Raw genomic sequence first — 11,954 nt, forward strand, 5'->3', positions numbered from 1 at the left:
TGTGCCAGTTTTTAAATTATGGATAGTCCGGTTGAGATACCTTTTAAAAGTTTTATACAGATTGACCGAAAATCGGAGGTAGCGGTGTTTATGCAAATTGCCAATCAGCTGATTTATGCCATTCAGAGAAATCTGGTTTTACCAGGAACAAAATTACCAGGAACCAGAGTTTTAGGTGAATTGCTGGATGTGCATCGCAATACCATTACTGCTGTTTATGACGAACTTTATGCACAGGGTTGGGTAGAAATAAAACCGAATCAGGGAACTTTTATAAGTTCCGAACTACCTTTCACAGAAAAATTGCGATCGGGAATGCCCGAATATGTTTATCCACAACAGACAGGATTTACTTTCAGAAAATCTAATTTACTGGATAACCCTTTTGAAAATACCACCTGTGATTACGTTTTTAATGATGGCGTACCTGATGTCCGTTTAACCCAGTTGAATGACATTTCTCGATTTTACAGTGCGAATATCAAACGGCGAAGCAACCGAAAAAGAATGGGTTATTATAACCAGGAAGGAAGTGAATATTTTAAATATCAATTATCCTATTACCTTAATTTGTCGCGTGGCCTCCCTGTTTCGACTAATAATTTGCTGATTACCCGCAGTATTGAAATGAGTTTGTTTATCATCTCGGAAATCCTGCTTTCTGCACAAGACACAGTTGTGGTGGGAAGATTGAGTTATTTTTCGGCAAATATGATCTTTCAAAAATCGGGAGCGCGAATAAAAACTATTCCGGTAGACGAAGAGGGAATTGACACCGATGCTTTACAAAAACTATGCGAACAGCAGCAGATTAGAATGGTGTATGTTACACCACATCATCATTATCCAACGACTGTAAGTTTAAGCGTACCAAGAAGGATGGAGCTGTTGAGATTGGCGAATCACTATGGTTTTGTGATTGTAGAAGATGACTATGACTATGATTTTCGTTATGATAAACAGCCGCTTTTACCATTGACCGGTGCAAATGCAACGGGTATGGTAATTTATGTTGGGTCTTTTGGGAAATCCCTGGCTCCGGGCTTTCGTACCGGATTTATTGTTGCGCCGGATAACCTGATGCGCGAAATGCGTAAATATCTGGGAATTATAGATCGTCAGGGCGATATTGTAATGGAGCAGGCGTTGGGGGAGATGATTGAGGATGGGGTGATTCACCGACACCTGAAGAAATCATTGAAAATCTATCAGGAACGCAGGGATTTTATGGCCGATTTATTAACGAATGATTTTGAGGAATATCTGAGTTTTCAAAAACCAAATGGCGGTTTAGCGTTTTGGTTGCGCTGGGAAAAACCTGTTAATTTATTACAGATGAGCTATCAATGTGCAAAATCCAATCTTTTTATACCTAAAACTTTACTTTATCAAACTAAAGACCTGTCCGGAATGAGATTGGGTTTTGGGAGCATGGATGAAGGAGAAATAAAAGAAAGCCTGGGGATTTTGAAAAGATGTTGCTCGGATTTGTAAACTGCCAGTTTTATAAAAGAATTGGTGTATAAAAAATAGATATTGGATGGAATTAAATTCTATGGAGGAAACAAAAAATCCCGCTCTACTTGCTGTAAAGCGGGATTGTAGCCCGTAGGGGAATCGAACCCCTGTTTCAAGAATGAAAATCTTGCGTCCTAACCCCTAGACGAACGGGCCAAAAAAGGATTGTCTTTCAAATCCTTAGGTAGCGGGGACCAGACTCGAACTGATGACCTTCGGGTTATGAGCCCGACGAGCTACCAACTGCTCCACCCCGCACTATATTTTATGTTCAAAACTTCAAATTTCTAAAGCAATCGCTGCTTTTTTATTCGTTAGAAGATTTATATCTTGTTCCGAATTGGACTGCAAAGATATAATTCGTTTCTTTGTGTTCCAAATAAATTTTAAAAAATATTTTAAATGTCGCACAAAGCAGGTTTCGTAAGCATCGTAGGAAAGCCAAACGCAGGTAAATCAACATTGATGAACACACTGGTAGGAGAGAAAATGGCCATTATTACGTCAAAAGCTCAAACAACCAGACATCGTATTATAGGAATTGTAAATGAAGAAGATTATCAGATCGTCTTTTCGGATACACCAGGTATTATAAAACCAGCCTATAAATTGCAGGAGTCTATGATGGATGCAGTACAGGGTTCGTTGGTGGATGCGGACATATTGTTGTTTGTAACCGATATTAATGAAAAACACGACGAACAGGATGTGTTAGATAAAATCAAAGGGTCAACAGCAAAATTATTGGTGCTCATCAATAAAATCGATGAGTCTACCCAGGAAAAGGTGGAGGAAAAGATAAATTATTGGAGAGATAAATTAAATCCTGATGGAATAGTAGGCATTTCTGCGCTGCATAATTATAATGTAGAACAGATTATGGGTTTTATAAAAGATAATTTGCCGGAGCATCCACCATATTACGATAAAGACGAACTTACCACACGAAGTGAAAGGTTTTTTGTTTCGGAGATGATCAGAGAGAAAATCTTTAAATTTTATAAAAAAGAAATCCCTTATAGTACAGAAGTTTTGGTCACTTCTTTTAAAGAGAGCAAAAACCTGATTAAAATAAGTGCAGAGGTAGTGGTGGAACGAGAGTCACAAAAAAATATTTTGATTGGTACGGGTGGTTCTATGTTAAAGAAGATTGGGACCTATGCCAGACAGGATATGGAAGATTTTTTGCAGAAAAAGGTATTTCTTGAAATTTTTGTGAAAGTGATTCCTGATTGGAGAAACAGGGGTAATTACCTGAAAAGTTTTGGCTACGAAGAATAGTTTCTAAGAAACAATTTAGCTGATGTCGCGAAACAGCGATTTTATTTGACTATTTTTGCGGATTAAATAATTATGCCGGCATGATAAGGCTGGGAAAAATATAAATATATGGGAAATATAGTAGCGATCGTCGGGAGACCGAACGTAGGAAAGTCGACTTTGTACAATAGGCTTACGGAAACGCGTAAGGCCATTGTAGACGACATGAGCGGGGTAACCCGTGACAGACATTATGGATTGGCAGAATGGACAGATAAAACCTTTACGGTAATTGATACTGGAGGGTATGTTGCCAACTCAGAGGATATTTTTGAAATTGCGATCAGAGAACAGGTTTTAATAGCTATCGAAGAGGCCACCGCAATTATTTTTATGGTAGATGTTACTACTGGAATCACTGATTTAGATGATGACATTGCTGGCATTCTGAGAAGAAGTAAAAAGCCGGTTTTTGTGACCGCTAATAAAGTAGACAACAATATGTTGTTGGCAGAAGCAGCACAATTCTATAGTTTTGGATTGGGTGAAATCTATTCTCTTTCGTCTATGACAGGCTCAGGAACAGGTGAGTTGTTAGATGACGTGATTAAAACTTTTGATGAAACTGAGGAAATTCAAAATGAATTACCTGTTTATGCAATTGTTGGAAGACCGAATGTGGGTAAATCATCCATGATTAATGCGTTGTTGGGTAAAGATAGAAATATAGTTACCAATGTAGCAGGAACTACCAGAGACTCTATTCATATCCACTACAAGCAATTTGGACATGATTTTATGCTGGTGGATACGGCAGGTTTACGTAAGAAGACCAAAGTAAGGGAAAATATAGAGTTTTATTCTGTAATGCGTACTATAGGCGCTTTGGAGGAAGCAGATGTTATAATCCTTATGTTAGATGCCACGGAAGGAATAGAGTCGCAAGACATCAATATATTCCATTTAGCGGAAAAGAATCGTAAGGGGCTGGTTTTGGTTGTTAATAAATGGGATTTGGTAGAGAAAGATCACAAAACGGCCAAAGCCTTTGAACAGAAGATCAATGAGAAAATAGCTCCATTTACTGACGTTCCGATTATTTTTACGTCAGTTACAGAAAAACAGCGTATTTTTAAGGTTTTAGAGGCTGCACAAAAGGTTTATGACAATAGGAAGAAAAAAATCAGTACTTCTAAACTGAACGATTTCCTATTACCGATTATTGAGAATACTCCTCCGCCAGCAACAAAAGGAAAGCATATCAAAATCAAATATATTACACAGATTAGTGCATCTACACCAATGTTTGCCTTTTTCTGTAATCTTCCGCAATATATAAAAGACCCGTATAAACGTTTTTTAGAAAATAAGCTGAGGGAACAATTTGATTTTACTGGAGTTCCTATTCAATTATTCTTTAGACAGAAATAATTTTTAACAAATTTATATTCATAAAAAAGCGGCACTTGAAAATTTCAAGCGCCGCTTTTTTATTGTAATGTGCCGTTTACCAATATACAGAGTATAGGGCAACTAATAATAATATAATGATTAATGAACCTACAATAAACCCAGGGTGAGCATTGAACATCTTCGTGTCAACCTCTAAACCTTGTGGAGTAACTCCTCGTTTATTATCTATCAGAGAAATGATGATCATACCTACGATACAGATCACGAATACAAAACCCATTCTATCCAAGAAAGGAATTTCATACAAGCCAGAGGAAGCACTCTTAACTGCAAATCCGAAATCGTATAGGAAAGAAAGATCCATCATAGTAGGTAATACTTTGAAGAATACAGATAATAGGAAACCCCCGATTGTTGCGAATAACGCTGCGTTTGAAGTTGCTTTCTTCCAGAAGAAACCTAGGATAAACATAGCGAAGATACCTGGTGATACGAAACCTGTATACTCCTGAATATATTGGAAACCACCTTTTTTATCTATTCCTAAGTAGGGAGCAATGATAACAGCTAAAATCATAGAAATGATTACCGTAATTTTACCAACCTTTACCAGGTTTGCTTCAGAAGCAGTTGGATTTAGTTTTTTCTGGTAAACGTCTAATGTGAAAATAGTTGCTATACTGTTTGCTTTACCGGCTAAAGAAGCTACAATTGCTGCAGTTAAAGCCGCAAAAGAAAGACCTTTTAAACCCGTAGGAAGTAAGTTCAATAATACTGGATATGCTTTATCAGGGTTGATTTCTCCAGCTTGCATCATTTCTGCGTGAAAAAATCCTTTTTGGTAAAGAACAAATGCCGCAATCCCTGGTAATACCACAATGATAGGCATTAACATTTTCAAGAAAGCTGCAAATAAAATACCGTTTCTTGCTGTTTTTAAATCAGCTCCCAAAGCTCTTTGAGTGATGTATTGGTTACAACCCCAATAGTTTAAGTTCACAATCCAAAGACCTCCGACTAGCATGGTTAAACCCGGTACATCTAGATAATGCGGACTCGTTTTATCAAAAATCATATGGAAATGGTCAGGTGCTTCTTTGGTTAAAATAGTAAAACCATTAAGTGTGCCCTGTACCCCATGTGCATCTGAAACAAGATTTAAAGCAAGATAAGTAGTTATTAAGCCACCAAGAATTAAGAAGAAAACCTGGATAACATCTGTAAATCCGATAACTTTCATTCCTCCTAAAGTAATTACGATAGAGAAGATGGCTAAGGCATACATACATAGCGTTAAATCCAATCCTGAAATACTGGTAATGGCAAGCGCTCCCAGGTAAAGGATAGAAGTTAAATTAACAACAACGTAAAGCAATAACCAGAAAACAGCCATGATCATGGCTACTGTCCCATTGTAACGCTGATTAAGAAATTGTGGCATGGTAAATATCTTATTTTTAAGATATACCGGAATGAAAAATATAGCCACAATAATTAATGTTGCTGCCGCCATCCATTCGTAGGCCGCAATCGCTAACCCTAATGTAAAGCCAGATCCGCTCATTCCAATGAATTGCTCCGCAGAGATGTTAGATGCAATTAAAGAAGCACCGATAGCCCACCATGTAAGTGAACCCTCTGCTAAGAAATAATCTTTAGAACTAGCACTTTCTGCTTTTTTTCGGTTGTAAATCCATAGACCGTAACCCGCTACGATCAGGAAGTAGATCAGAAATACAATGTAATCTGACGTCTGAAGTGTATTCATCTATTTAATTAGTTTGGTTTGGAAGCACCGAATTTATCAAAAAATATAATTATTAATAACGTTTTCTAAAAATTCTTGCTTACCGCTTCTCATTTTAGGTTCGCCATTACTAATTGCATATGCTTTTAAATCTTCTAAGCTCAATTTACCTTCTTCAAACTCTTTTCCTTTTCCAGAATCAAACGAAGCGTATCTCTCAGTTCTTATTTTATTATAGTCAGAATTTGAAAGAATTTCATCAGCAACCAGCAGTGCTTTAGCGAAGATATCCATGCCGCCAACATGTGCGTAGAATAAATCTTCCGGATCTGTAGAGTTTCTCCTGATTTTTGCGTCGAAGTTTACACCTCCGCCTTGTAAACCACCACCGCTAAGGATAATCAGCATAGATTCAACCAGTTCGTTGATGTTGTTAGGGAATTGATCGGTGTCCCATCCGTTTTGGTAGTCACCTCTGTTTGCATCAATAGACCCCAATAAACCAGCATCTACGGCAACTTGCAATTCATGTTGGAAAGTATGTCCGGCTAGTGTAGCATGGTTAACTTCCAGATTTAATTTGAAATCATTCAATAAATCGTATTGTCTTAAAAATCCGATAACTGTTTCCGCATCGTAATCATATTGATGTTTAGATGGTTCGCAAGGTTTTGGTTCAATAAAGAAAGTCCCTTTGAAACCATTTTTTCTAGCATAGTCTTTTACAGTATGTAAGAATTTTGCGAAATGTTCTTTCTCACGTTTCATGTCCGTATTTAATAAAGACATATAACCTTCTCTGCCGCCCCAGAAAACATAATTTTCTCCTCCTAAGGCTATGGTAGCATCGATTGCGGCTTTAACTTGTGCAGCGCCATGTGTTAATACATGAAAATCCGGGTTGGTAATAGCACCATTCATGTATCTTCTGTTAGAAAACAAATTGGCTGTACCCCAAAGTAATTTTACTCCGCTTTCTTTTTGTTTCTGCTGCGCATACTCTACTAAAGCCTGTAGTCTTCTTTCGTTTTCAAGAATATCTGTTCCGTAATCAACCACGTCAACATCATGGAAACAATAGTAAGGAATATTCATTTTCGTGATAAACTCAAAAGCAGCATCCATTTTATCCTTTGCTCTCTCAATAGGATCTTTTTTTGCATCCCAAGGAAATATATGAGTAGGTTCTCCAAAAGGATCTGCACCATTCCCACAGAACGAATGCCAATAAGCACAAGCAAATTTCAAGTGCTCTTTCATCGTTTTACCGCCAACTATTCTGTTTTCGTCATAAAATCTAAAAGCCAATGGGTTTTTAGATTCTTTTCCTTCATATTGAATTTTTCCAATCCCTTTAAAAAATTCGGTTTCTCCTGTAATGATTGACATTTTTTATATTGCTTTTAATTTTTTGTTTAGTAATTGTAATTCTTTCCATTCCTGATAGATTTCCTCATATTTCGCTGTTTCGTCGGGCTCTATCGTTTTTATTTTCCTGATATTTTTAAATGCTTCTGATGGTGTTTTGTAATATCCTAATCCAATTCCCGCACCCAAAGCAGCACCCACGCTACCATCGTTTTCATAGAGTTCTACAGGAACTCCGGTTGCGTTTACATAATCTCTCTGGAAGACTTCACTTAAAAAAAGATTAGAGTTTCCTGCTTTAATGATTTTTGGATCAAGTCCGTTCTCTTTCATAATATCCAGCCCGTACCTGAAAGAAAATGCAATTCCTTCCTGCATCGCTTTCAGAATGTGAGCGGTTCCATGTTGGTTTAAATCAATGTTTTCTATATGTGCGCCAACTAACTTATTGTTAAGCATACGTTCAGCTCCGTTTCCAAAAGGTAAAACCCGAAGGCCATTACTCCCTGTGGAAATTGATTGCGCCATTTTATTCATTTCCGGATAGGAAAGCTCCTTTGTCAATAATTTCTTTGCCCAACTGTATAAAATGCCGGTTCCGTTAATACACAAAAGAACTCCGGTACGTATTTTATCCTGCAAATAATTTACGTGAGCAAAAGTGTTAATACGCGATTCGTTATCATATACCAATTGATCACTTACTCCATAAATAACACCAGAAGTTCCAGCGGTCGAAGCTACTTCTCCTGGTTCCAATACATTTAGAGAAAGTGCATTATTTGGTTGGTCTCCAGCTTTATATGTTACTTTTACATCCCCCGAAAGGCCCAGTTCTTTTGCGATTTCAGAATTGATTTTGCCATGTTCGGAGAAAACAGGTTTTACCTCTGGAAGTAAAGATTTCTCAAATTCAAAATACGTCAGTATTGATTCAGACAATCGATTGTTTTTGAAATCCCAAAAAACTCCTTCGGATAAAGAACTGATACTTGAGCTTATCTCTCCCGTTAGTTTTGTTGCGATGAAATCACCCGGAAGCATGATTTTGTATATCTTTTCATAAACCTCGGGTTCATGCTCTTTAACCCATGCCAGTTTTGAAGCGGTAAAATTTCCGGGAGAGTTTAAATGGTGTTTTAAGCTATAAGACTGTCCAATGCTTTTAAAAGCTTCGTTGCCTATTTCAACTGCCCGGCTATCACACCAGATTATTGAATTCCTAAGAGGTGTATGTTGTTTATCTACCACAACAAGCCCATGCATCTGATACGCAATGCCAATAGCAGCAATATCAGCGGGGTTATATTTTTTTGTTGCATGCGCTTTTTGTATCGCAAGCACGGTGTTTTGCCACCATTTTTCGGGACTTTGTTCCGCCCATCCAACCTGCGTAGAGATAATCTCTTCTTCAGTTTCTGGATAATGTACTGAGCATAGCGTTTTTTGAGAATTAGCTTCTACAACAGAGACTTTTATAGAAGACGTACCCAAATCTATACCTAAAAAAAGCATATATATTACTGTTTAGTTATGCCGATGTGCAACCGGTTGCATAAAAGTATAATTAAATTTTCAATTGCCAAAGTTTCATGGAAATTTATTTACTTTAAGTATTGAAAAAGAAAACGACTATTTACGATATAGCCAAGGAGCTAAACGTAACTGTTTCCACAGTATCGAGGGCATTAAACGGGTTTTCGACCATAAGTGAGGCTACGAGAAAAGCTGTTTTGGAAACTGCAAAAAAACTGAATTACAGTCCGAACAAGTTGGCTTCTTCTTTAAAATCGGGAAGAACCCAAACGATTGGCGTCATTGTTCCGAGTACACAAGTACATTTTTTTGCTTCGGTAATTCATAGCATTGAGCAAACTTTAAAGAATGCAGGATACCGGGTCTTACTTTATCAATCCAATGAATCTTTGGAGAATGAGATTAACGGAGTGAAGACATTATTAGAAGCACAGGTAGACGGAATTATTGCATCTATGTCGTTAGAAACCGAGAACGTTTCACATTTTCAGGATGTAATTAAGCAACAGAAGCCTTTAATTCTTTTTGACAGAACACATAAAAATATTAATGCTCCTTCGGTTACGATAAATGATACTGATGCAGGGTATATTGCCACTAAGCATTTAATAGATCAGGGATATCGAAATATCGGGTTTGTTACTACGAATCATCAGATCAAGATATTCAATGAGCGTTTTGAAGGTTATAAAAAAGCTTTAAGCGACCACAATCTGCCCTATGTAGAAGATCATGTAGTTTTCGGAGGTTTATCTATTAAGGATGGCCGTTTTGGCGCTGGGAAATTATTAAGATCCGCTAAAGTACCTGATGCTATTATTGCTGGGGATGATTTTACAGCTTTAGGTGTTATAAAGAAACTGAAGGAACAGGATTTGACTCCTCCTAAAATTGGAGTTATGGGATTTGCCAACGAAACTTTTTCCGCTTTTATTACACCAAATCTGTCTACTATTGATCAACAAGCTAATAAAATGGGAGCGGAGTGTGCAAAGATGTTTTTAAAGATGGTAAAAAAGAAAAATCCATACGAAAAAATAGAACATATTATTTTAGAACCTCTTTTGGTGGAAAGGCAATCTACAAATAAAAATAATGCATAATTTTGCATAATATTTGTATATTATTAGGTAATTAAATATTGTCTTATGGCGGATAAAATTAAAGTATTATATGTTGATGATGAGGATAATAATCTAATCTCATTCAAAGCTAACTTTAGAATGGAGTATAAGGTTTTTACTGCCATAAGCGGAGAGGAAGCACTTAAGATTTTAGAAAAGGAAAATATTGATATTATCATCACCGACCAGCGCATGCCTAATATGACAGGTGTTGAGTTCCTGGAAATGGTAATTGAGAAAAATCCAGACCCGATGCGCATTCTTTTAACCGGATATGCTGATATGTCCGCAGTTATTGATGCAGTAAACCGGGGAAAAATCTATCATTATCTGGCGAAGCCGTGGGATGAAAAGGAAATGCATGAAACTATCCAAAATGCCTACGAAGCTCTTAAAAAGAAACGTGATTTAAACGATCTTAATAAGAAGCTTGAGGCGTCAAACGATCAGCTAGAGTTTATGTTAAGACAAAATTTATTGTCTTAAAAATCAGCAAGTTCTATAATTTCTTTTATTTCTTCTACAGAATATGGTTTCTGAAGGACTTTTAGTACAGAAGGGTAGGTGCCGATCCTTTGGATTTCGTTTTTATTCAGCGATGTAGTAATCGGAACAATCCTGTACCATTGCTTTTTCTCTTCATCTAGTTGCTCAAAAGCGTCTAAAAAATCAAATCCTGTCATAACAGGCATCATAATATCCAATAATATAATGGTGTTTGAATGGGATTCGATATTGTCTATATGCTTCAAACAGGAGTGTGCTTCATAAAAGCTTTTTACTGATAAACTATTGTCTATTTTATCGATTAACTTTTCGGCGATAAAACAGTCTAGTTCTCTATCGTCTACTACAATGAATGCTAAGGTATCCATATCGAAACAATTTTATTTATGAGGAATTCTAACTATAAACTTCGTGCCCACGTTAAGTTCAGACTCAACTTCTATTTTTCCGTTTAATTTAGTAAGTGCACTTTTAAGATTAAATAAGCCAAATCCCGAGCCTGTAGCCTGATAATGTGCTCTGAAAAATAGATTGAAGATCTCTGATTGATATTTACTGTCGATACCGTGTCCGTTGTCTTCTACTATAATAGTTGCCTCCCCTTTTTTAACGTTAATTTTAAGATTTACGAATTTATTCTCCCGGTCTGGAACCTGATACTTAAATGCATTTGACAGTAAGTTATTTATAATAAGTTTTACCGAAAGAATATCGTTCCAAAACGGTTCGTTTTGCTCTAGTTCTGTATTAAATGCGATATTCTCTGTTTTGGTGTATATACTGAATAAGTCCGACATTTCTTTTACTATATCTTCGAAATTTATATCAGATATGGTTAAAGTGCCTCGTTCCAGACTATAATAATCATGCATATTTAAGATGAAATTATCCAGTTTTTCAACAGATTTATTCATCATTCTTAAGATTTCCTTGATTTCCTTAATGTCCTGGATATTTAAAGCCAGATTTATTCCACCTGCGATACCAACCAAAGGACCACGTAAGTCGTGACTTACGCTATAAGCAAATTTGTCCAATTCCTGATATGCCTTTTCGAGTTCCTTGTTTTTTATAGCAAGAAACGAGTTGGCAAGGTAGAATTTATTAGCCTCTTCAATAGCCGTTAAAATATCGGCATCTAGCCAGGGCTTTTTTACATATCTGAAGACGTGTCCTTTGTTAATGGCGCTGATAACATCTTCTATATCAGAAAATCCGGTTATTAAAATTCTTATAGGAAGTGGATGACTGCTTCGAATTTCCTGAAAAAACTCTACCCCCGTCATATTGGGCATACGCTGATCGCAAAAGATAACCCGGATATCCGGATTGGAATTGAGGCAATCGAAGGCTTCTGCTGCGGTTTGTACACAAAATACTTTGTAGTCAAACCGTAATAATGCCTTGAAACCAATCAGGTTATTAGCTTCATCATCCAAATACAGAACCTTAATTTTGTTTTCCATTCAGTAGTATTAGTG

General features: G+C 36.8%; 10 protein-coding genes and 2 tRNA genes. 5 read left to right on the plus strand and 7 right to left on the minus strand.

The annotated features are described in order from the left end of the window. Nucleotides 1-18 precede the first annotated feature (18 nt). A complete protein-coding gene (locus PEDSA_RS16780; RefSeq protein ID WP_013634357.1) occupies nt 19-1,494 on the plus strand; it encodes an aminotransferase-like domain-containing protein in 1,476 nt (491 codons plus the stop codon). A 108-nt stretch (nt 1,495-1,602) separates the two neighbouring features. Here the strand turns inward: PEDSA_RS16780 and PEDSA_RS16785 are convergent. Together PEDSA_RS16785 and PEDSA_RS16790 are read right to left on the minus strand one after the other, a co-directional pair. After that, a tRNA-Glu gene (locus PEDSA_RS16785) sits at nt 1,603-1,674 on the minus strand. A gap of 29 nt (nt 1,675-1,703) precedes the next feature. Further along, nucleotides 1,704-1,776: transfer RNA gene (locus PEDSA_RS16790), tRNA-Met, on the minus strand. Between the two features lie 144 nt (nt 1,777-1,920). Here PEDSA_RS16790 and era point away from each other — a divergent pair. Both era and der read left to right on the plus strand, forming a co-directional pair. Further along, nucleotides 1,921-2,799, plus strand: coding sequence for a GTPase Era (gene era, locus PEDSA_RS16795; RefSeq protein ID WP_013634358.1), 879 nt, complete (start codon nt 1,921-1,923; stop codon nt 2,797-2,799). A 108-nt stretch (nt 2,800-2,907) separates the two neighbouring features. Then, nucleotides 2,908-4,209 carry a ribosome biogenesis GTPase Der gene (der, locus tag PEDSA_RS16800; RefSeq protein ID WP_013634359.1) on the plus strand — a complete coding sequence of 434 codons (1,302 nt, stop codon included), beginning with the start codon at nt 2,908-2,910 and terminating at the stop codon, nt 4,207-4,209. A 76-nt stretch (nt 4,210-4,285) separates the two neighbouring features. Here der and PEDSA_RS16805 read toward each other — a convergent pair whose 3' ends face one another. From PEDSA_RS16805 to PEDSA_RS16815, 3 genes are read right to left on the minus strand one after another with little or no spacing between them, the layout of a single operon-like run. Further along, nucleotides 4,286-5,959, minus strand: coding sequence for a sodium/sugar symporter (locus tag PEDSA_RS16805; protein WP_013634360.1), 1,674 nt, complete (start codon nt 5,957-5,959; stop codon nt 4,286-4,288). Between the two features lie 36 nt (nt 5,960-5,995). Then, complete coding sequence (gene xylA, locus PEDSA_RS16810) at nt 5,996-7,327, minus strand: xylose isomerase (RefSeq protein ID WP_013634361.1); 1,332 nt, start codon at nt 7,325-7,327, stop codon at nt 5,996-5,998. Between the two features lie 3 nt (nt 7,328-7,330). Next, nucleotides 7,331-8,821 carry a xylulokinase gene (locus tag PEDSA_RS16815; RefSeq protein WP_013634362.1) on the minus strand — a complete coding sequence of 497 codons (1,491 nt, stop codon included), beginning with the start codon at nt 8,819-8,821 and terminating at the stop codon, nt 7,331-7,333. A 101-nt stretch (nt 8,822-8,922) separates the two neighbouring features. On the opposite strand from PEDSA_RS16815, the gene PEDSA_RS16820 reads away from it, so the two are divergent. Next, nucleotides 8,923-9,945 (plus strand): LacI family DNA-binding transcriptional regulator, encoded by a 1,023-nt coding sequence (locus PEDSA_RS16820; protein WP_013634363.1) that lies wholly within the window; start codon nt 8,923-8,925, stop codon nt 9,943-9,945. A gap of 45 nt (nt 9,946-9,990) precedes the next feature. Then, on the plus strand, nt 9,991-10,452 hold the full coding sequence (locus PEDSA_RS16825; protein WP_013634364.1) for a response regulator: 462 nt from the start codon (nt 9,991-9,993) through the stop codon (nt 10,450-10,452). Here the strand turns inward: PEDSA_RS16825 and PEDSA_RS16830 are convergent. Next, the gene (locus tag PEDSA_RS16830) at nt 10,449-10,841 is read right to left on the minus strand and encodes a response regulator (protein WP_013634365.1); all 393 of its coding nucleotides are present in this window, start codon (nt 10,839-10,841) and stop codon (nt 10,449-10,451) included. The genes PEDSA_RS16825 and PEDSA_RS16830 overlap by 4 nt on opposite strands. Before the next feature lie 12 nt (nt 10,842-10,853). Beyond that, complete coding sequence (locus tag PEDSA_RS16835) at nt 10,854-11,939, minus strand: hybrid sensor histidine kinase/response regulator (RefSeq protein ID WP_013634366.1); 1,086 nt, start codon at nt 11,937-11,939, stop codon at nt 10,854-10,856. Nucleotides 11,940-11,954: the final 15 nt, after the last annotated feature.

Source organism: Pseudopedobacter saltans DSM 12145 (assembly GCF_000190735.1).
Classification (GTDB): Bacteria; Bacteroidota; Bacteroidia; order Sphingobacteriales; family Sphingobacteriaceae; genus Pseudopedobacter; species Pseudopedobacter saltans.

Coding starts and splice junctions, on each gene's coding strand:
- PEDSA_RS16780 (WP_013634357.1), top strand. CDS start 19: ATGGATAGTCCGGTTGAGATACCTTTTAAAAGTTTTATACAGATTGAC.
- era (WP_013634358.1), top strand. CDS start 1,921: ATGTCGCACAAAGCAGGTTTCGTAAGCATCGTAGGAAAGCCAAACGCA.
- der (WP_013634359.1), top strand. CDS start 2,908: ATGGGAAATATAGTAGCGATCGTCGGGAGACCGAACGTAGGAAAGTCG.
- PEDSA_RS16805 (WP_013634360.1), bottom strand. CDS start 5,959: ATGAATACACTTCAGACGTCAGATTACATTGTATTTCTGATCTACTTC.
- xylA (WP_013634361.1), bottom strand. CDS start 7,327: ATGTCAATCATTACAGGAGAAACCGAATTTTTTAAAGGGATTGGAAAA.
- PEDSA_RS16815 (WP_013634362.1), bottom strand. CDS start 8,821: ATGCTTTTTTTAGGTATAGATTTGGGTACGTCTTCTATAAAAGTCTCT.
- PEDSA_RS16825 (WP_013634364.1), top strand. CDS start 9,991: ATGGCGGATAAAATTAAAGTATTATATGTTGATGATGAGGATAATAAT.
- PEDSA_RS16830 (WP_013634365.1), bottom strand. CDS start 10,841: ATGGATACCTTAGCATTCATTGTAGTAGACGATAGAGAACTAGACTGT.
- PEDSA_RS16835 (WP_013634366.1), bottom strand. CDS start 11,939: ATGGAAAACAAAATTAAGGTTCTGTATTTGGATGATGAAGCTAATAAC.